Source organism: Natronomonas sp., from assembly GCF_046710025.1.
GTDB lineage: Archaea > Halobacteriota > Halobacteria > Halobacteriales > Haloarculaceae > Natronomonas.
On the sequence record NZ_JBKEGK010000024.1, the window covers coordinates 1 to 19162 of the forward strand.

A 19162-nucleotide genomic window follows, 5' to 3' on the forward strand; every position below is an offset into this window, starting at 1 on the left:
AAGCAGAACGTCCCGTAGAGGGTCTCCCCGACCATGACCTTCGTTCCGATATAACAGCCTAAGTCGAACAGTTCGTACGCCGGGTCGTCGTCGCCCAACTCCGCTCGTGAGTCCTGCATACCGACCAAATCGTCGCTTTCGATGGTTTTCCGGCAGTACGACTGTTCCAGCGGTGCGGTTTCGTCTGGCTGGAGCAATGTATGATCGCCAACAGCGTGTACAATCTCTTGTGTGTCTTCCTCTACTCTCGACAAGAACCCAAACGGCAGATCCAGGTACTCACACCCGATAGAGAGGATACGCTCGGCTTTTTGTTCGAACGTGAGAGCGTCCTCTGCACCAACTTGATAGAGTTTGGCCAGCACCTCCTGTTTCTGTTCTGCCGCTCGGGCCCTCCGCTCGCGGTCTGTCACATCCCGGACCACGCCGACAATATCGTCAGTGCCGTCGTCCCGGATATGTTTCGAGACGCGAACGTCTACTATCTGTTCGGTTTTCTGGTCAATTTCGAAGGTCAGAATTTCATCCTGGATTTCTCCGTCGGCAATGGAGTTGATGGTTGTAACGAATCGCTCAAACTCGGCTGATTCAACCAGTCCTGACTCGACCAGCGTGTCGAACGTGTTGCCAACCAGTTCGTTCCGCTCACGTCCAGTCAACGAGCAAAGCGAGTCGTTGACGTAGGTGATAGTCCCGTCCAGATTGACGACGAAAACGCCGTCTCGAACAGCTTCGATGATGGATCTATAACGGCTGGTACTCTCTCCGTTATCCCCCAAAGCATCGTTATGGGGTCTGTGTCCATGGATAAACTTTCCACTAATTCATCATAGATGTTTTTATCGACGGATCATAACGTCATGAAGAGGGATACCCACCAGTGGAGACCTAGTATCACAGCATTTGCTACGAGTTGCGAGAGATCATCTGTAACAATGTTCAGGATCATGAGGAGACAGGAAGAACTCCGACTAAGTTACGCGTTATAGACTACTCAGCAGCTGAGCTTTTTATTCAGGGCATGTCGTCAACGAGCGTAGCGAATAGCTGCGATTCGGCGCGTTGGAGCCGGTACTGCAGCGTCGACCGCGCGACGTCCAGGCGCTCGCTGAGCTCCGTGATCGTACACTCCCGCGGCGTCTCGTAGTAGCCGTGTGCAACAGCTGCTTTGATCGCCTCCCGCTGGGCGTGTGAGAGTGTGGTCGCTGTGAGTGTCCCGGCTCGCCACCCTTGATGGCCTGTGACATGCTCCAGATCGAGCGTGACACCGTCGCGGAGCTCCGCGTTGACCGCGTCGTAGAGCCCTCCAACGCCTGTGTCGTCCGGCATTAGCACGGTCCACTCGTAGGTGCTTCCGGTTCGCTCAGTCTCGAAGAGCACGCCCGAACCGACGTGTTGGACAGCCAGGTACGGAATGGAGTGACAGCCATGGATCTCGCGTCGGTGGGTGTACAGGACTCTGCAGGTCGGTGCCCGGTCCAGGACCTCGTGGCTGCGTTCGGTGTCGCAACTGACGGCGTGACATTCGTTGCACCGACTCTCATCGACGAAGAGTGCCTCCATCCGGTCGAGTGCGTTCTCGGGGCCAAACAGGTTGTCGACGCGCCACATGTGTTCGGCTGTCGCCACACACGTCGTCGACAGTGCCGTGACATCCGGGTGATCGATGAACGCGTCCACCAGCGTGTCCACACCGCGTTCGTATGACAGGGTGAAGACAAACTCTCGCATACGTGCACCTTGGAACATGCCAATGTTAGTCTTTCGATAGTTTGATCTATATACATATCTACTGTATGCCCTAAATCAACCGTTGTATCCGTTTCAATCGGGTTTGAGCGATATAGATGCGCGGAGATACCGTTGTAATTGAATCGAGTAGCACGAAGTTCTGCATATATCCGAACAAAGTCGGACGTTGATGGCCCCCCTGTTGTCATATACAGCGATGATGACGGAACCTACTGCCGCCGACCGTACCGTACTACAGACCGCCGACGAACACGAAGCGAACCCGCTCGGGATCGATGACGAAGCGGCTGCGGAACTCGTCGTGACACTCAACGACTCCCTCGCTACCCTGCAGATCCTCGCCCGACAGATTCAAAAGCATCACTGGAACGTCGAAGGTCCGGAGTTCCTCGGTATCCACGAGTTCCTGGGCGATGCCTACGAGAACGTAGCGGAGGCCACCGACGAACTCGCCGAGCGAATCACCGCACTGGGAGGCGTTCCCGTGGCAGGCCCGGAAGCGGCTATCGAGCGCAGCCTCGTTGCCTTCGAAGGCGAGACTGTGTACGACATCCGGTCGTCGCTCGAGGCTGACCTCGCTGCCTACGAGACATTGGCAACGACGCTTCGTGAGGACGCACTGCTTGCCCAGCAATGTGGTGATCTGGGAACGGCCGATCTCCTGCAGGAGGTCCTCTCCGAAGTCGAGGACGACGCTCACCACATCGACCACTTCCTCGAGGACGACACGCTCCAGCGCCGAGACTGAGCGGCACACGAGCGAACCGTGACGTTTCGAGAGATGATTGCGTGCGGCGACGTGTACGCGCTGAAAAGCAGTCTCGGACAATCCGACTGATATCGTTCTGTTTTCGATATATCAACCGCGTCGGACCGGAGATTCTGGTCGGCGACTACGCCGACTGTTCGAGGGGTTGATGACCCTACCTAATACAGCGAGAGAGTCCCGTCGTTCACGATGGGGCTGAATCGCGTCCACTTTGACCCCGCTTGCCACAGATTTATGACTCGGGATCTCGGTCAGTATGTTGGCCCCAAAATCCTGGGTACTTATTAACAGCCACGTCACCGTGGACGCGGGTTTGGCACGCGAGACGGAGGTTGCTATCGGCGTCGTGGGGCGGAACTGATAGCCGCACCGATTCGCGACGTCCACGGGCGTTTACGTCGCCGGTGACTTCAACCGCGCAGGTTCCACACGTTCCGTGGCCGCTGCAGTTGAGCAGCGTTGCTCGACCGTTATGTGGTGACATATCAGCCTTGAGAAGCACCTCCCGCAGGATTGCTCCCGTCTCACACTCGATCTCGCGATCCCGAAATGTGACTGTCGGCATGTTTTATGATAGCACGTTGGGTACAAAACGGCTCCGCCGCTGACACTGGGACAAGGGGAGTCGGAGCCTCCAAGACGCCGAGACAGACCGGATGTGCCTTTGTTTGACGATGGTTTATATACGTACATGGGTACTCAGCCGCCTCCGTACGATGATTCAGTCGTCCCCCCACCGTGACTGCAACGCCGACTCGCGTCGAAGCACTTAATCCGACCCGCTATTCGGTGAAACTATTTATTACCCCCCATCGTACGGTGCGGGACATGACCGCTGATCCGTCAACCGATCTAGCGCCCGAATTTTTTGCCAAAATGGTCGAATCGGTCGGCGTGGGCGTCGGCATCTACGGGCAAGATGGGCGGTATCTCTACGTCAATCGCGCCTACGCCGATCTGTTCGGTGTCGAACCGTCGGAACTGGTCGGAACACCCCTGTGGGAACTCGTTCCGGAAATCGAAGCAGACAGGTTCGACGCGTACTGGGCATCGTTCGCCGACGAGGAAACGCGGACCGCAGAAACCGTTCATACGCACAATAATCGAGAGGCACCTGTCGCGACGGTCACGACGCAACGGTCGATTGAGGGCACCCCGTACCACGTTGGAACGATCAAAGACATCTCCGAACGAAAAGCCCGAGAGCGGGAGATCGAACGCCAAAACGAACGGCTCGAGAACTTCGCGAGCGTCGTCTCTCACGACCTGCGGAACCCATTGAATGTCGCCCAAGGATACCTCGATATCCTGCAGGAGGACATCGACCGGGACGAATTATCGCTCGTCGACAACGCGCTCGACCGAATGGGGACCCTGATCACCGAACTCCTGGAACTTGCACGGAGCAACGACGAGGTCGGCGAGGCGACGCCGGTTTCGATGACAGCCACAGCGGAAAGCGGATGGCGGAGCGTTGATACCTCGGAGGCGACCTTGGACACGCCCGAGTCGGATCCACAAGTGGTAGCCGACGAATCCCGTCTCCAGCAACTGTTCGAGAATCTTTTCCGCAACGCGATCGAACACGCCGGTCCGGACGTTTGCGTAACTGTCGGCACGACCCCGGAGGGATTTTACGTAGCTGATAACGGGCCAGGCATTCCGTCGGCCAAGCGTGCGCGCATCTTCGAGGCAGGGTACACAACCGAGGAGAACGGAACCGGATTCGGCCTGAGCATCGTTCAACAGATAGCCACCGGACACAACTGGGAGGTCCGTGTGACTGACGCCGACGACGGCGGTGCACGCTTTGAAATCGCGGGTGTCGAGTGTGTCCAATAGTGACAGCTCTGCACCGTCGATCTGTTCTGTCGGCGGGACCGGTTCAATAGCACGGCTACCACCGCTGACACCCCGTGCGATGATCAGACAACTGTATCGAACAGCAACTGCTCGTCCTACTTCGATTCCGATGAGAGCGTGCTCTCCGGCGTCTTGCAGTGCATCACTTTTCGACCGATACCAACCCGCGTCGACCGGAAGCCCTGCGCGAATGACCCCCTCTACATCTCTTTTCCGCGGCGAATCGGCATCGGCTGTGGAGTCACCGCACCGCCGGACGTATTAAAAATCGTAGACGACCCCCGTCAATTCCTCGCTTATATCCCACAGTCGCTGCGCATCGCGTTCGTCGTGGGACGCTCCGTTGGAAGACTGCTTTTCAGGCGCGCCGCGCATATTCAACGCCCCGCCGGGGCCATAGTAGTCGCCGCCCTGCGCGTCAGGAGCCGTGGATGCGTACAGCAGCGGTAGTGCTCCTTGTTGTGCAGATTGTCCGAAGATCGTGTTGGCGACTTTCATCAGTCCCATTCGCAGCGTCGATCCCTCCTGTCTGGGGCCGCGGTACTGGAGATCCGTCGCCGCATACCCTGGGTGGCAGGCGACGCTAATCGTGTCGGTAATGCCGGCTGTGTTTAATCGGCGCTGGAGTTCGTAGGCAAACAGGAGGTTTGCCAGCTTGCTCTGACCGTAGGCCTCCCATTTCCCGTAGGACTGCTCACGCTGTAGGTCGTCAAAATCGACTTCGCCCGCCTCGTGCGCTCCGCTGGAGTGGGTGACGATCCGGCTTTCACCCTCGCTCTCGACCGCCAACTCGAGGAGAAGGCCCGTCAGCGCGAAGTGACCGAGGTGGTTCACACCGAGTTGCTTCTCGAAGCCGTCCTCGGTTTCCTGCCGTGGGATCGCCATCACACCCGCGTTGTTGCAGAGGATGTCGATCGCATCGTACTCTGTCTTGATATCGGCAGCGAACGATTTGATCGAACCGAGGGACGCGAGATCACACTGTCGAACGGCCAGAGTGGCTCCGGTCGTCCCGACGGACTCCCGGATCTCCGCTGCCGCCTCGTGGCCCCGTTCGGCACTCCGACAGGCCATGATCACGGTGGCACCGTTTGCCGCGAAGGATTTTGTCGCCTCAAATCCGAGGCCGCTGTTTGCTCCCGTAACGAGGACGGTCCGGTCGGAGCAATCCGGCATCTGATCCGCGCTCCAAGACGTGGACATATAGGTATACACGTGCTCAAACGGTGAAGTACCTCTCGTTGGGCCCGTGTGATGGCCGCTTGCTGTTCGCATCAGGAGGCGTTGGACCCCGTCCGTCGATCGGTATGCACTCGCATGTCGCATCGGCCAGTCGATCGGGGATGGAACGCGTGACCAGTACCGTGCGTTATCGTTTTTCTATCGCCCAGCGCAAGCAGACTCTACGCTCACGATGTCCGAACGGTCAGCGCTGCTTCGCAGACGCACTCGCCAGTACATTTCGGACAGTCGTCCTCGGCGTGGCCTCCGGAGAGTGGCCGCTTGAATGCCACCTCGTATCCGTGATTTCTCAGGAGGTGCTCAGGCGTGTCCGTCCCGCCGTGAAACCAGGCGTCGCTGACGAACACGTCGACACCCTCGCGAGCCCCGATAGCGTGTAATCGGTCCAGCAGGCGGCTGCCGATTCCCTCACCCGTGTGGTCGCTCGCAACGTAGCCCATATGTATCAGGCCGTATGTGCTGGCGGTCGGTATCTGAGCCACCGTGTCGACGAGGTGCATCGCTTCCCCGAGTTCCGCTTTCGTATCGTATCTCGTCAGAGCCATCACGCCCCTGATAGAGCCGTCGGCTTCGACAACCCGTGCGTAGACTCCGTTTGATTCGTCGTTGACGGTGACCGTGTACGAGCCGTTATTGCTGAAATGTGCCGTAATAAGGTCCCGGACGGACTGTCTGTCAGCCGCCATTAGGGGACGGAGCCGCATCATCGACAGACACTATGTGACCGACGATTGAATACACATCGCCCTATCGGGCTGCCCCGACGATGTCAGTCGCCGTGGCCGGCCGTAATTGGCTGTCGACAGACCTCTACCGGAATGTGTGGGCCTCAAGAGACGTCTTAGCGATGGTCAATGGCACGGGGGTCTAACATCCGGCCCCCGACCCATTCGGTCAGCGACGGTCACGGACGCGGTTGCTCGTCGTGACTTGGATATCGAGTTTCTCGGTTCCGCGGATCCATGAGAGATACTCTTCGAGCCGTGCTGCCCCCTGCAGCAATTCGATCGTGTCGTAGTCGGCTCGCAGTTCCTCGTTGGTGAATACTGCGTGGACCTGCTTGTGACACGGCCGACACAGCAGTACCGTGGGACTGGTCGCGCGCTCCTCGGGCCGTAGATGGTGTTCCTGAACCGCTTGCGGATCGGCACTCGCCTCGTCGGGGATTATCCGCCGACACAGTGCACATGTCGTCGGCATCGACCGGTTTTGGGGACCCGCAAAGAAAACGGTTCAGATCGGCGTTCTCTCAGTTCGGTCGCTCCGTTCGGTGTATTGCGTCAACGCGAACCGATGGTTACTGCGTTCCGTCCAAGATCGAAACATAAACTCCGATCGCCGCCACGGGATCTACGAGTGGTCTCCTTCGTCCCCCTCGTTAGCCCCTGAATCACCCCCGTCTGCGTCAGTTGACTCGTTTGTGTCGGTGCTAGAGGTCGAGTCCGCTGTATCGGAGGTCGAATCGGTGTCCGTTGAGTCATGTGACGCATCTACATCAGCGTCAGGCTCTGCTGCGGACGTGTCCGTCGGCGTCTCGTCCACGTGGACTTCGACCGGGTCGGTGTCGGTCGTCACTGTGCCAGCCGAGTGAGCCGCCTCACGGGAGGCAGCGCCCGTGAGATATCCGACTGTCCCGCCGACAAGTCCGCCGGCGATGGACCCCGGAACTCCGCCGCTTTTTAGACCCGCAATTGTTCCGAGCGCTCCACCAGCAAACGAGAGGGCAACCGGATCCGGTTCACTGTGCTCAGCGCCTGAAAAGGCGTCGGCGTTTGGCTCGTTACTCATACCGGGACATATCCGCTCCACGCACATATACTGGTGGTCTAATTTCTGAGAAATCAGTTCTGCAGAAATCGTTCGGGAAGCACTGCTACGCACTCCGGCCGCCGAAAATAGCTAACGCGCGCTGTTTTGAATCCGTGCGTTTGCTCCATAGTGAGGGGTGGTGTTTACATGCGAGACGTTGGGCCCAGGCGCATCGGCGCGTGCGTACACCGAACATCGCCCGTTCAACGGCGTAGACGGGCCGTTATCGTCCCGGCGACGGTGCAACGAAATCGCCGTCATCGTCGAATGATACCTCTTCAGGCTCCGTGACGACGCGGAGCCCGTCCCGGTCGCGTGCAGCCTCAACGAGCGGCGGCGAGGCGTAACACCGGCTCAGACGCATGGTGTCTGTCACCCGAAGGACTCTGCTCTGCGATTCCGCCACCGGACCGATCGTTCCGAGCGTCGCAAGCACCCCGGCGCGGTCGTTCTCAACGACCGGCGGAAGCCGAACGCCACGCACCGTACTCGCCGTGATGGCGTTGATAAGGGACTTCGACCAGTCGAGCCCGCGGAGAATGTCTTGATGAACGATGTCTGCCTGTCCCATCCCCATCGCGTTGCCCTTTGTTTTCTCGGTGAATCCACGGGTGTATATCCGTTTGATGTCAGCTGTCTCCGGTTCAGGTTCGTTGATAGTGTAGTGCCGGCGGCCCGTGACGTTGGTGTCCATCCCCTGCCCGCTGACGTCCTTGCCGAGCCGATCGACGACAAGAATATCGAGTTCCGAAAACGGGAGTTTCGGCATGCGTTCCCAGGCGAGGTCAAGCAGTTCCTCCTCCCGATCTAAGAACCCATCCGGCGGCACGCCCTCGATCCGACCCGTCTCGTCGTGTTCATCCTCAACGATAGCGATACCACCGGCGACGGGAAGTTCCGAGAGCAACTGTCCTGTGATCTCGGGGAGCATGTTGCGAAGGCTCCAGTCAACGGCCCAGTCGTGGGCCATCTTTGCGCCGCGTTGCTTGCCCATCCCGATCACTAGCATCTTCGAGAGGCCACTCTCGACAGCACCGCTGAAATCGGTGTGTGGCTTGATCCGATTGATCGGGACGATCGCGTCGGCATCGGCGGCGTGGGCATCGACGTAGACCGGAGCTCCGCGCTCCGGTGTTTCGCCGATCGTCACCACCTCCATCGTGGCCCGGATTGTACAGCCGACACTCTCTTCGGTGACGCCGAGCGTCGCGAGTTTCTCACGCTGCCCCTCAGCCGTCGCCCCGCCGTGGCTCCCCATCGCCGGGAAGACGAACGGTTCGTAGCCGCGATCAGCTAATTCCTCGACGACGCCGCGGACGATCTCCGGAAGATTTGCGATGCCGCGGCTCCCTGCCCCGACCGCTATCGTCCCCCCCGCTGGAACGGACGACAGATCGAGTGTTTCGACTTCGGATGCCGCTACTTCGGCAACGCCCTCCGGTGGAATCGGATCCGTCTCCCACACCTGCTCAATGACGCCAAACGGCGGGATCGACAGTTCACCAACGGCTTGACGGATCGTCGATTCCGAGACCGTTATCTGATTATTCACACTGATTGTGGGGATGAACGCGGGATAAGCGTGTGGCTTATCAAACGTCCTCAGTAGTCCGACGCGGGAGACTGCTCAATTGACTCTGCTCTGATCGGAATTCTTCAATGCAAGTAGAAGACGCTCATAGAGGAACTTCACGTGACTACAGACAGCCGCTGGAGGGTCAGATATTGAGCGGATCGACCTCACCGGCGGCGTAATAAAAGGAGTGACCGGCTGGACACCGCGCCTCGTTGACATCGTACTCCTCATCGGGTTCTATCTCGGTCTCCTTGACGAACTTGACCTCCATGTCAACCGTCAATTCGACGAGCGAGAAATTGATGTGTTTGTTGCAGGTCGGACACGCGATGATCTGATCTCCCATCTGTTCGCTTCGTTTTATGCTCATATACACACTATTTTGATCAAGTAATATACGTCTTTCTATTATTTTCGCTTCTTAACACTCGTATGTTAACTACTGTTCTGTACGCTGTTCGGAAGTGCCTGAATTTCGATCACAGGAACATACTGTGTTCACCTGACATCCTGCGTTGTTTGTTCAACGGTCACCTCCATGACACGGAGCGAACGACAGACGAAGGAATCGATCATATGACGATCAACGTCTTCAGCAACGAGACGCCTGACCTCTCGGTCACCGGCACGTACGCGGAGGCTGGGCTCGGCTGGACGGTCGACATCGACGGCAAAACCGGCGCGACATTGATCGAGCAATGTACGATTCGGTGAGCTACCTGCTGTTGGCCCAATTGTCCCGAAGGCGCTCTACCCATTCTCGGGAAAAATCTTCCCGGGATTGAGGATCCCGTTCGGGTCGAACGCACGCTTTACCGAGCGCATCGCCTCGATCGCGGCTGGTTCGTGTTCGTCAGCGAGGTGCTCGCACTTACCGATGCCGACGCCGTGTTCGCCCGTCGATGTGCCACCCAATTCGATAGTACGTTCGACGAGGCGTTTTGAGATGGCTTCGCCGGTCGCAACGGAGTCGGGGTCGTCGGGATCGACCATCACGAAATAGTGCACGTTACCGTCGCCGGCGTGGCCGAACATAGCGACCGGCACGTCGTGGTCCTCGCTAAGCTGCTTGGCGTATTCGATGATTTCCGGATAGTCACTGATGGGGACGGTGATGTCACCGGGGGTAAGCGGCGAAAGATTCGGGTCGTACGGTTCGAACGCGTCTGCGAGTTCGCGGCGGGCCTCCCAGAGTTCGCGCATCTCGCGGTCGGCATCGCTCACCTCGAACGTCCGAACGTCGTGGTCTTCGAATACTGCTCGACAGAACTCCACTTCGCGCTCGATGCCGTGGTTGGCGTGAAACTCCACGAACACCATCGGAGCGTTCGGGAGGTCTGTGTCGAGGAATTCGTTCGACACCTCGGCGCTAAACGCGTCGATGAGCTCAATCTTTGCGACATCAACGCCGGACTGGACGGCGTCGGTGACCGCGTTCGCAGCGGCGTCGATACCGTCGAAGATTGCACGACCCCCGCGGATCTGTTGAGGGCGACCGCCGAGTCGAACGGTCGCCCGAGTGACGACCCCGAGGGTCCCCTCACTTCCGATGATGAGCTCCTTGAGATTGTACCCAGCGGAGGTTTTCGTTGCCTTACTCCCAACTGTGGCGACCTCTCCCGTTGGGAACACGACCTCGAGTTCGAGTACCCAGTCGGCGACCTCGCCATATTTGACGGTCTTCATACCGCTGGCGTCGTTGGCAATCATCCCGCCGATGGTCGAGATCGCAGCGGATGACGGCAGCGACGGTAACACGAGACCGTGTTTCGCGACGGTATCGTTGAGATCGTCACCGAGAATGCCAGGCTGGACGTCCACCTGAAGATCGTCAGGTCGGACCTCAAGAACCGCATCCATCCGGGAAACGTCGAGTGTGATGCCGTGCTCGACGGGGACGGCGTTACCCTCGAGACTCGTCCCGGCGGCGTATGGCGTTACGGGAATATTATGTTCGTTTGCAGCGGTGATGACTGCCGCAACATCCTCCGTCGATTCCGGCCAGACGACGACATCGGGCAGGACGCCGTTGTCGTTGTCAGTCCCCCAATCCGTTGATCGCTCTTTTCGGTCGGCCTCTCCGTACGATACTTGTTCGGATTCAAGCAATTCATCAAGAAAGGACGTATGCATCGACATGGTAGTACTGATGACCTACGTCTCCCGACCCGTTTACGGCTTTTGCCGTTCACCTCTTGAGGGTGGGGCGTTCCGTCTCGATGATGCGGTCAAACTTGTAGCGTCTAATAGCTCGCCAGACTACATCTAGCGAACGCGCCTCGCAGATACGGCTGTCGCCACAGAAAGCGCAGTCTCTACGAGGAACTGCTTCGCCCGACGCTGAGTGAGGAATACACCGTCGAGTACCACGACAAGAGCAGCTACTCAATCGCGGATGTCGCACAGATACCGCCGTACTACACAGAACCGGGGTACGTACTCCTCACCAGCCGGGAGTAGCTGTAGTGGTCCACGACTGTGATGTATGTCCCCAACGCTAACAGCCCCCGGTTCGGACCCGGCGCACCCTGCTGGCGACGCTCGGGTGGTCAGTCCTTCCGGGCTTGTTCGCCGGCCAGATCCTCAAGCACTTGGATAACGCCAGAGGAGTCGTCGGACCCACGGCCGGTGTTCTCCATGGCCTTGTACAGTTCGTGCGTGACCGACGTCTGTGGCATCGGAGCCCCGAACGCCTCACCTGCGTCCGACGCAATACGCAGGTCCTTGTACTGGTAGGAGGCGAAGAAACCGGGGTCGAAGTTTCCCTCGATCATCCGGGACGCACGGTTTTCGAGAGTCCAGCAACTGGCGGCGCCCCCGCTAATCGCCTCGATGACCGCCTCTAGGTCGGCCCCTGCTCGCTGCGCGAACACCAGGGCTTCGCTGACGGCGGTCGCCTGTGCGGCGACGAGAATCTGGTTGCACGCCTTCGTCGTCTGCCCTGCGCCGCTGGGACCACAGTGCGTGATCCTGTCACCGAGTACGTTGAGAACATCCCGCTGAGCGTCCAGTTCCTCAGGGTCCCCGCCGATCATAATGGAGAGTGACCCCTCAATCGCGCCTTGTTCGCCACCGCTGATGGGGGCGTCAAGCATGTTCCCCCCGGCGTCTGTGACCGCCTCAGCGAGGTCCTCCGTCGCAGTTGGGGAGATTGTCGACATGTCGATATAGGTCGTGTCCTCACCGATGCCGTTGAGGACGCCGTCGCTTCCCTGTACCACCTCCCGGACCGCGTCAGTGTCAGAGAGACAGGTGATGACGACGTCCGCCCGTTCGGCCACCGCCTGCGGCGACTCGGCTCGCTTGCCGCCGTGGCCGATGAACGTCTCAAGCGGTTCCGGCGACCTGTTGTAGCCGATTAGCTTGAATCCAGCCTCGAGCAGGTTCTTTGCCATCGGTGCGCCCATGATACCGAGTCCGATGAAACCAATCGGCTTCGAACTCATATGTTTATAATATATCACCGATATAATATTTCTTGCCTCTCTCCCCGGTATCCGAGGCGGTATCAAGTTGAACAGGAGTTACATGCTTAGACGACGCTAAACAAGCAATTTGGCCGGGGTAGCTGTGGGCGTGGCGGACGTTGCTGTGCTGCTCAGCGCAGCGACACCAGCGGTCCGGACCACGCCCTTGAGGGCACAGTATTTGAGCGAGGACACGTCACTGGGTACTACTTCGATTAATCGAGTCGAGCGATTGAGACGGCAAAAGTAACGAGAGTGTCAGATACGGGGCCACTTGCCAGTCATACTATGCGGTGTCACGTGCGTTGGTGGCATACTATCAGAGCTGGCCTCAAGTCGTCGGCGTTCCAGCGAAATATCTGCGCCCCGACATGTCCGCCTCACGTCTTATAGCTCGTATGATGAACGTCTTTACCTCACCTTGGTCTGTGCCTGACGGAAATATGAAACATATTTTATTTCCACCAGAACGCACTCAGTTTGTTGATGACGAGTTCTGTAGATCAGATGCTCGCCAGCGGAACCTGGAACAGTATCGGGTTCTACAGATGAGGCAGGCCTAGTGCCTCGGGGTCGTACGGAAGCGTGAGTCTACCGTGATGACGAGACGCGGCGCGTCTCGACCCACGTGACCCCGAGGCAGTTCACGACAGAGTCCCAGCCCACACCTGATCCGGTTTGCGTGCATACCGCAGGCATTGCAACGTCGACGCGTGACCGGGAGGTTTGGGAAGAACTGATATTCCACCCCGCATCATGTGTTACACATGATCCTACTCCTTGGAACACTCCAACCTGCATACCGGTTTATAGACTTGATTGTGCGCTATGCTGAGGTGGGTTTGGTTGTTCTTCTGGTTCTTTCCCTTCTGTACCTGTTTAAGCGGGAACCGGGACGCCGGCAGCGCTGATGGCTTCTATCGGTAGTTCGATAATTGACCGACGCCAGGACTCAGCCGTGATTTTCCATGAGTATTACGACGCTTGCGTTCTAGCAGTACTATGAGGGAATCTAACCAATGACACTGGCATATATGGACCCATATGATGCGTCACGAGCGGAGTATGTCGGCCACCGGGCCATCGTTCTCGGCGGGAGCATGGCCGGCCTCTGTGGGGCACGGGTCCTCCGTGATTTTTTTGACGAAGTGGTCGTCATTGAACGGGAGCGGCTCCCGACCGGGCCTGAGGTCCGTGGCGGGGCTCCACAGACCAGCCAGCCACATTCAATGCTTGAAGCCGGCCGGGTCACGCTCAACGACCTCTTTCCGGGGTTCGGGGAGGCCGTCCAAGCCGACGGTGGGCTAAAACTCGACATGTCTGATGACGTGGTGTGGTATGACCGAGGCGGGGTCGCAGCCGAGACGGATGCCGACCTGCCCGCGCTCTATGCGAGCCGTCCGCTGTTCGAACACGTCGTCCGAGAGCGGATTCGCGAGTTTGATGACATCACCATACGGGACGAATGTAATTTTGTTACCTACGAGCACAATGCCGACGAGAACCGCATCACTGGGGTCCGATTCAGGGACGAAGACGGTGTGACAACGACACTCGATGCCGCAATCACGGTCGATGCAACTGGCCGGACGAGTCGAACACCAACGTGGCTCGAACGCCACGGCTATCCGGTGCCCGATACTGAGCGAGTTTCCGTCGATGTGACGTACAGCACCGTCCGAATCACCAGGCCGGCGGGCGTACAGCAAGGGGTCCTGATCGCGCCTGAGCCTCGGCGGCCACGAGGCGCAGCAATGCTCCCCATAGAAGGGGGCCGATGGGAGGTACTTTTGCAGGGGCTCCACGGGGAACGGGCACCGGTCGACCCCGAGTCGTTTGTCGACTGGGCCGACGCGTTACCGCTCAACGATATCGCCACTCACTTGCGAGAACAGGAGTGGGTATCCGGGATTCAACGCTACCCGTTCCCGGCCAGTATCCGCCGACGCTACCACACCCTCAGCGAGTTTCCGGATGGGTTGGCCGTCACCGGTGATGCCGTTGCCAGTTTCAATCCCGTCTATGGACAGGGGATGTCGGTTGCTGCGCTGGATGCGCTCGCGCTTCATCATCAACTGTCCGACGGAGCGGAGGGGCTTGGCCCGAGATTGTTCAGACAGGTGAGCGCGGTCGTCGACGAAGCGTGGAAAACGTCGGTCACCGGTGATTTCATGTTCGAACAAACGGACGGTCCCAAACCGTTTGGGACCGACCTGCTCAATAACTACGCGGACCGACTCGTCACCAAAGCACACAACGACGGGACGTTGACCGAGGCCTTTCTGCGGGTCTTTCGACTGGAGCGCCCGGCCACCAGTCTCCTCCGTCCACGTATCCTCTGGCGGGTGCTGCGTCCAAGACTCGGAACGGCGAGAAACCAGCCGACTCAGTGACAGCCAGCACGCGAGCCGCTCGGTCTGGTCGCGTCAGGGGCTGTCCACTACCGACAAGGTTTATACCACACGTTGGAGTGGGGTCGCGACTCGGGATATCGGACCCGACGAATTCGGGTGTGCTCCGCCGACGCTCTCGGCGAATCGACCGGCTTATGTGCCGGTGACAGCCCAGTCGACGTCAATCTGCTTGCAAAGATGCGTTGACAAGCCGCTGGTGTCTGCCGGCTCTCTTTTTAGCTGGAGACTCATGAATGCCGCAGTACCGTATTGGTCTCTCGCGGCGAGTCATTAACTGAGTTGGTCCGGTACTCGTAAATATGCGCCAAAACAACTCCACCGATGCGGACACAGCCACTCCTCACGACACTGGAGCCGGATCCTGTCGCCGGCAGTTCCTCAAGGAGATAGCGATACCGCCTGCTGCGGCGGCACTAGCTGGCTGTTCACAGGTCGGTATCGGTGACGACGCAGCTGACCGCATTGTCGAGGATTTGGAACCAGGCGATAGCACCGAATTCCCTGGTGCTATCAGGTTCGATGACCGGTACGCGATGGACGTCACACGAGGGGACGACGGGATGGAGACCCTATTCGGCAGGTTCCACCAGAAGGACCACGTCATTGAGGCCACGGACGCCGGGGGCGGGAACGCAGTGGTGTCCTACGTCGTTGACGGCGACGGATACGTCGTAACAGACGGAGAGTGTATCGAGTATCCGGACGTAGCGGCGGGCTTCGAAAGCATCGCCAGGATCGACGACGGAAACGCCTCCGACGCCGCAGGCACCCCTGAGTTGACCGTGACTGAAACGGCGACCATCGACGGGAGTGCGATGCTGGTGTTTGAACCGGCGTCGGGAGGGCCGGCAGAAAGCGAACCGGAGGTAACGTACTATGTCGACGAGGAGACGAGATACCTCCGCCGAATAGAAACCGGGACGACCACCGTTGAGTATCACTCTTGGAACGATGTCGAACCGATCGAAGCGCCAGCCCAGAACTGTCGCTAAGGCGGCTAAAGCGACGATAGAACAGCCAAAGGGATAAAGCATAGCTAACGTCTCACATGGTTTTATATAAATCGTTGCCAACGTTATGTTATGTCAAGAGAGGATGAATCACTGGGCGGAATCGGCTGGGAATTCGACGTCGACTCGACTACCGGCGAAATACATCTTGAACACACCGAATCCGGTTCCGCATACATCCTCGACGCGGATGGTGGTCTGCGAGTGCCAGGCAACGTTGACGTTGGCAGCGAATTGGGTGCACTCCAAGAGACGCTGACAGCAGCACTACGTGCGGACGGCCCCGAACACAGGGCCGTAACCGATGGCGGACAGGCCGGGCGCTGTAACATTGAGTGTGACGAGACGACGGGGGAGGTGACCATCGAGAGTGAGACCGATATATCGATGAAGAGCGGGGGAACAATATCACTTGCTGCGCCACAGATCGAGCTCTCAGCCGACGGTAACGCGACTGTGGATGCAAACGGCGTCCTGACACTGCAGGGCGCACTCGTCGAACTGAACTGAAATGCCGCCTGGAGCACGAGTCGGCGACATGACCGCCCACGGGACCCCTCTGACTGGGCCAGCAAGCCCTGACGTTCTCATCGGCGGTCAACCGGCCTGGCGCGCAGCCAGTGACTTTCACGCCTGTCCGCTGGCGACAGGACCGCAACCCCACGTCGGCGGCGTCGTGGCTGTTGGAAGCTCGACGGTCCTTATAAACGGAGCTCCTGCTGCCCGGCAGGGGGACGTACTCGCCGAGAACGGCCCACCGAACACCATCATTTCGGGTGATTCTACGGTACTCATCGGCGGCGGGTCGGCATCGGTCGACCCACCGTGGGTGGCGTCGCTGTACGAGCGACTGGCGTCGTACATCGGCGAGTACAACCGGAACATCGACGGAACAGAGCTTGGAACTGTCGGCGGACAGCTGAGCGACGAGACGATCGATTTCTATGTCGCGGCTGACGACGGCGAAGCCGTGTTTTCGTTCCGAACGGACGAAGACACCCGGATTAAGGAGTTTAATCGGGGGCCTCGCGAGGATGCAACCGTCCGCATGGAGACCGACGAAAAGACGGTCGAACGGGTAACGGACTCCGAAACACCGGCCAGAGAGTTCCGCCGGGCCGTCATCGGCGACGATATCGTGATTCGTGGTATCGGCCCGGTCCAAGCAATCAAGTGGCGGGTTCTCAACGGACTCAAGAGTCTGTGGGGAGTTTTCGGCGTCGTTTGACGCTGGCCGAGAGCACCGGCGGTCGCGGCGGCCAGCCAGGCGTACGCGAACGTGCCGTTGTCCACGGTGCTCCTCTGGTCGGGTCCCGATTTGTCTGGCGACGAAATCGAAACTCTCTGCGATGAGCCATCCCGGACGCGACCCAGAAGAACGCGACCTTACGAATAAACGCCACGAGAGTACCGTAGAAAATTACATGATGTACTGGATTTATAACCAGAACAGGGCGAGAGCCCGACCCTCGTGGTCGGGGGCCACTCAACGACCAAGCGATTCCCGCCGCTTGCTCAGTTCTGCGGGGGCTTCTTGATAGAAAAAATTCGGCTTCACGATGCTGTTATCATACTCATTCTCAAATACATGTGTCGTTGCCGAACTCATCGGTGGCAGCAACCAGGCACGGTCACCGGTCACGTCTCGTCCGGCACCCGCTTCGTTGTGCTCAAACTGTTCGAACTGTTCGGTCACGGTGTGGTGATCAACGATCTGCACGCCGTCCTCTTGGAACGAATGTAGCACTGCACGGTTCAACACCAGCAACGCCTCGTCCTTCCAGAGGGTCCGGTCGCTGTCCGTATTTAGCCCCAGTTTTTTGCCAATCACTGGTAGCATATCATAGCGGTCTGTATCGCCAAAATTTCGCGATCCGATCTCTGTCGAGACGTACCACCCGCTGAACGGAGCGGCCGTGTAATGAATGCCACCGATTTCCATGCGCATATTCGAGACTACAGGGAGGTCATACCACCGGAGTCCGAGGTCCTCGAACCACTCGTAGTCGGGGTGTCGAAGCCGCACTTCGCCAACGGCAGACTCGGGCACCTCGAACAACTCCGGTTTTTCATCCCGGATCTGCACGACGTGGGGCAGGATGTCGAAGCGGCTCCTGTCACTTTCCCACCCACGGGACTGACAGTACTCGGTTAGCTCGACTTCATCTGGGTCGCCCACGATGCCATCCTCAGTCCGATAGCCCGCATAGCGCAGTAGCTCGTAGTTCCAGAGCCGGACCTGCTCTTGACCGTTTATCATCGGTTTAAATACCGTCAGCATCGGCTTTATGTTGCCACCGTTACGAGCCTGTTCGAGATGCCGACAGCACGCCTCGTGTACCTCACGGGCTGTCTCGCAGTCGCGCGCGTCGGCAACGTTTAGCTGTTGCCAGAACAAGCGTCCGATACAGCGGTTGCTGTTTCGCCAAGCCATCTTCGCGCCGTGTTTGAGTTCGAACGGCGTGTGCTCATAGTACCCGCGTCGCTCAATATCGTCCGCTATCTTCTCAAGCCTGTTTTCCACCTCGGACTCCCGGCCGAGTTCTGTATAACAGTCTCGAATAAAAGCGTCTGCTTCGGCGTAGAGCTCTGTTCGAGAGTATTCGCGAAGAGGTTCATGCATAGTCATACTTTTTCGGAATTGGATTTACACCTGACGGCTCCAACGTATTTGCCGAAGGCGGTGGGGTAATAGTGATATCAAAACGTTCGACCGTCAGTAGCGTTCGGACCAGATCGGGTCAGCACAGTTTGATCACCGGCTTGAATATCTTCTTCGCGATACTGAACAACGAGTTCGAAGCCATCTGCGCTATGCTCGACACACACGCTTTCGAGGGGGGTGTCGTATTCCGTGGTGTGCGCTCCCGTCTTGTTCACTCGAATGCGGGTGCTGACAAGTCCGATCTGTTCGAGTAGATTCAGCTTCCGGTAGACCGTCGATCGCGCGATCCCACCGTGATCGACTAGCTCTGGTGCCGACATCGGTGTCCGCTGGAGATGTTGAAGAATACGCCGGCACTCGTCATCCGCAAGCGTTTCTAAAACCGTTTCGACCGATTCGTCCTCGACGATACGTTTTGAGTAGCTGCTAGTGTCGCTCATCGGATATCACTGCTGTATCGGACTATTGGTACGAGCGCACATTATTCTCCAGTTGGCATATGCTAACCTCACGTAGCGGTGCAAGAGCCAGTGGGTGCGCTGGACCGCAGAGGGGGTAGCAGATCGGGCGAGAAGCCCCCATCCTCACCGAAGCG

Annotated in this window: 19 protein-coding genes and 1 pseudogene; 7 read left to right on the top strand and 13 right to left on the bottom strand. The window is 58.5% G+C overall.

Translation table 11 applies throughout. The features are described 5' to 3' along the window. Window positions 1-779: PAS domain S-box protein (locus ACI944_RS03090; RefSeq protein WP_411717611.1), on the bottom strand; the 779-nt coding region annotated here is incomplete at its 3' end. A gap of 235 nt (window positions 780-1014) precedes the next feature. After that, on the bottom strand, window positions 1015-1731 hold the full coding sequence (locus ACI944_RS03095) for a helix-turn-helix domain-containing protein (RefSeq protein ID WP_411717612.1): 717 nt from the start codon (window positions 1729-1731) through the stop codon (window positions 1015-1017). 217 nt (window positions 1732-1948) lie between these two features. Between ACI944_RS03095 and dpsA the strand changes: the two genes are divergently transcribed. Further along, window positions 1949-2500 carry a DNA starvation/stationary phase protection protein DpsA gene (dpsA, locus tag ACI944_RS03100; protein ID WP_411717613.1) on the top strand — a complete coding sequence of 184 codons (552 nt, stop codon included), beginning with the start codon at window positions 1949-1951 and terminating at the stop codon, window positions 2498-2500. Window positions 2501-2753: 253 nt separating this feature from the next. On the opposite strand, the gene ACI944_RS03105 is transcribed toward dpsA, so the two are convergent. Next, window positions 2754-3086, bottom strand: a complete 333-nt coding sequence (locus tag ACI944_RS03105; RefSeq protein WP_411717614.1) for a 2Fe-2S iron-sulfur cluster-binding protein — start codon at window positions 3084-3086, stop codon at window positions 2754-2756. 263 nt (window positions 3087-3349) lie between these two features. Between ACI944_RS03105 and ACI944_RS03110 the strand changes: the two genes are divergently transcribed. After that, window positions 3350-4363: a two-component system sensor histidine kinase NtrB gene (locus tag ACI944_RS03110; RefSeq protein ID WP_411717615.1), complete on the top strand. Its 1014-nt coding sequence runs from the start codon at window positions 3350-3352 to the stop codon at window positions 4361-4363. A gap of 282 nt (window positions 4364-4645) precedes the next feature. On the opposite strand, the gene ACI944_RS03115 is transcribed toward ACI944_RS03110, so the two are convergent. From ACI944_RS03115 to ACI944_RS03140, 6 genes are all read right to left on the bottom strand, one after another. Continuing rightward, window positions 4646-5587 (bottom strand): oxidoreductase, encoded by a 942-nt coding sequence (locus tag ACI944_RS03115; RefSeq protein WP_411717616.1) that lies wholly within the window; start codon window positions 5585-5587, stop codon window positions 4646-4648. Between the two features lie 206 nt (window positions 5588-5793). Next, window positions 5794-6312: a GNAT family N-acetyltransferase gene (locus ACI944_RS03120; RefSeq protein WP_411717617.1), complete on the bottom strand. Its 519-nt coding sequence runs from the start codon at window positions 6310-6312 to the stop codon at window positions 5794-5796. Window positions 6313-6520: 208 nt separating this feature from the next. Beyond that, window positions 6521-6826 carry a hypothetical protein gene (locus ACI944_RS03125; protein ID WP_411717618.1) on the bottom strand — a complete coding sequence of 102 codons (306 nt, stop codon included), beginning with the start codon at window positions 6824-6826 and terminating at the stop codon, window positions 6521-6523. 150 nt (window positions 6827-6976) lie between these two features. Next, the gene (locus ACI944_RS03130) at window positions 6977-7414 is read right to left on the bottom strand and encodes a hypothetical protein (RefSeq protein WP_411717619.1); all 438 of its coding nucleotides are present in this window, start codon (window positions 7412-7414) and stop codon (window positions 6977-6979) included. A 244-nt stretch (window positions 7415-7658) separates the two neighbouring features. Then, the gene (locus ACI944_RS03135; RefSeq protein WP_411717629.1) at window positions 7659-8975 is read right to left on the bottom strand and encodes a lactate racemase domain-containing protein; all 1317 of its coding nucleotides are present in this window, start codon (window positions 8973-8975) and stop codon (window positions 7659-7661) included. Between the two features lie 178 nt (window positions 8976-9153). After that, the gene (locus ACI944_RS03140) at window positions 9154-9381 is read right to left on the bottom strand and encodes a hypothetical protein (RefSeq protein ID WP_411717620.1); all 228 of its coding nucleotides are present in this window, start codon (window positions 9379-9381) and stop codon (window positions 9154-9156) included. 206 nt (window positions 9382-9587) lie between these two features. On the opposite strand from ACI944_RS03140, the gene ACI944_RS03145 reads away from it, so the two are divergent. Next, window positions 9588-9725 carry a hypothetical protein gene (locus ACI944_RS03145; protein WP_411717621.1) on the top strand — a complete coding sequence of 46 codons (138 nt, stop codon included), beginning with the start codon at window positions 9588-9590 and terminating at the stop codon, window positions 9723-9725. A 36-nt stretch (window positions 9726-9761) separates the two neighbouring features. Here ACI944_RS03145 and ACI944_RS03150 read toward each other — a convergent pair whose 3' ends face one another. Next, on the bottom strand, window positions 9762-11150 hold the full coding sequence (locus tag ACI944_RS03150) for an FAD-binding oxidoreductase (RefSeq protein ID WP_411717622.1): 1389 nt from the start codon (window positions 11148-11150) through the stop codon (window positions 9762-9764). A gap of 410 nt (window positions 11151-11560) precedes the next feature. Further along, on the bottom strand, window positions 11561-12457 hold the full coding sequence (locus ACI944_RS03155; RefSeq protein ID WP_411717623.1) for an NAD(P)-dependent oxidoreductase: 897 nt from the start codon (window positions 12455-12457) through the stop codon (window positions 11561-11563). A 1055-nt stretch (window positions 12458-13512) separates the two neighbouring features. Here ACI944_RS03155 and ACI944_RS03160 point away from each other — a divergent pair. The 4 genes and pseudogenes from ACI944_RS03160 to ACI944_RS03175 all read left to right on the top strand — a co-directional run. Continuing rightward, a complete protein-coding gene (locus tag ACI944_RS03160; protein ID WP_411717624.1) occupies window positions 13513-14871 on the top strand; it encodes an FAD-dependent oxidoreductase in 1359 nt (452 codons plus the stop codon). Between the two features lie 320 nt (window positions 14872-15191). Next, window positions 15192-15884 (top strand): hypothetical protein, encoded by a 693-nt coding sequence (locus ACI944_RS03165; protein WP_411717625.1) that lies wholly within the window; start codon window positions 15192-15194, stop codon window positions 15882-15884. Between the two features lie 90 nt (window positions 15885-15974). Beyond that, window positions 15975-16412 (top strand): hypothetical protein, encoded by a 438-nt coding sequence (locus ACI944_RS03170; protein WP_411717626.1) that lies wholly within the window; start codon window positions 15975-15977, stop codon window positions 16410-16412. A 1-nt stretch (window position 16413) separates the two neighbouring features. Further along, window positions 16414-16701: pseudogene (locus tag ACI944_RS03175) on the top strand (PAAR domain-containing protein); the annotation flags it as partial. A 687-nt stretch (window positions 16702-17388) separates the two neighbouring features. On the opposite strand, the gene ACI944_RS03180 reads toward ACI944_RS03175, so the two are convergent. After that, window positions 17389-18531 carry a nitric oxide synthase oxygenase gene (locus ACI944_RS03180; RefSeq protein WP_411717627.1) on the bottom strand — a complete coding sequence of 381 codons (1143 nt, stop codon included), beginning with the start codon at window positions 18529-18531 and terminating at the stop codon, window positions 17389-17391. A 71-nt stretch (window positions 18532-18602) separates the two neighbouring features. After that, a complete protein-coding gene (locus ACI944_RS03185) occupies window positions 18603-19007 on the bottom strand; it encodes an ArsR/SmtB family transcription factor (protein WP_411717628.1) in 405 nt (134 codons plus the stop codon). Window positions 19008-19162 lie beyond the last annotated feature (155 nt).

Excerpts from the sequence above, each read along its gene's own strand:
- ACI944_RS03145 (WP_411717621.1), top strand. The coding sequence starts at position 9,588 with ATGACGATCAACGTCTTCAGCAACGAGACGCCTGACCTCTCGGTCACC.
- ACI944_RS03105 (WP_411717614.1), bottom strand. The coding sequence starts at position 3,086 with ATGCCGACAGTCACATTTCGGGATCGCGAGATCGAGTGTGAGACGGGA.
- ACI944_RS03150 (WP_411717622.1), bottom strand. The coding sequence starts at position 11,150 with ATGTCGATGCATACGTCCTTTCTTGATGAATTGCTTGAATCCGAACAA.
- ACI944_RS03120 (WP_411717617.1), bottom strand. The coding sequence starts at position 6,312 with ATGGCGGCTGACAGACAGTCCGTCCGGGACCTTATTACGGCACATTTC.
- ACI944_RS03185 (WP_411717628.1), bottom strand. The coding sequence starts at position 19,007 with ATGAGCGACACTAGCAGCTACTCAAAACGTATCGTCGAGGACGAATCG.
- dpsA (WP_411717613.1), top strand. The coding sequence starts at position 1,949 with ATGATGACGGAACCTACTGCCGCCGACCGTACCGTACTACAGACCGCC.
- ACI944_RS03095 (WP_411717612.1), bottom strand. The coding sequence starts at position 1,731 with ATGCGAGAGTTTGTCTTCACCCTGTCATACGAACGCGGTGTGGACACG.
- ACI944_RS03180 (WP_411717627.1), bottom strand. The coding sequence starts at position 18,531 with ATGACTATGCATGAACCTCTTCGCGAATACTCTCGAACAGAGCTCTAC.
- ACI944_RS03125 (WP_411717618.1), bottom strand. The coding sequence starts at position 6,826 with ATGCCGACGACATGTGCACTGTGTCGGCGGATAATCCCCGACGAGGCG.
- ACI944_RS03170 (WP_411717626.1), top strand. The coding sequence starts at position 15,975 with ATGTCAAGAGAGGATGAATCACTGGGCGGAATCGGCTGGGAATTCGAC.
- ACI944_RS03130 (WP_411717619.1), bottom strand. The coding sequence starts at position 7,414 with ATGAGTAACGAGCCAAACGCCGACGCCTTTTCAGGCGCTGAGCACAGT.
- ACI944_RS03165 (WP_411717625.1), top strand. The coding sequence starts at position 15,192 with ATGCGCCAAAACAACTCCACCGATGCGGACACAGCCACTCCTCACGAC.
- ACI944_RS03140 (WP_411717620.1), bottom strand. The coding sequence starts at position 9,381 with ATGAGCATAAAACGAAGCGAACAGATGGGAGATCAGATCATCGCGTGT.
- ACI944_RS03155 (WP_411717623.1), bottom strand. The coding sequence starts at position 12,457 with ATGAGTTCGAAGCCGATTGGTTTCATCGGACTCGGTATCATGGGCGCA.
- ACI944_RS03110 (WP_411717615.1), top strand. The coding sequence starts at position 3,350 with ATGACCGCTGATCCGTCAACCGATCTAGCGCCCGAATTTTTTGCCAAA.
- ACI944_RS03160 (WP_411717624.1), top strand. The coding sequence starts at position 13,513 with ATGGACCCATATGATGCGTCACGAGCGGAGTATGTCGGCCACCGGGCC.
- ACI944_RS03115 (WP_411717616.1), bottom strand. The coding sequence starts at position 5,587 with ATGTCCACGTCTTGGAGCGCGGATCAGATGCCGGATTGCTCCGACCGG.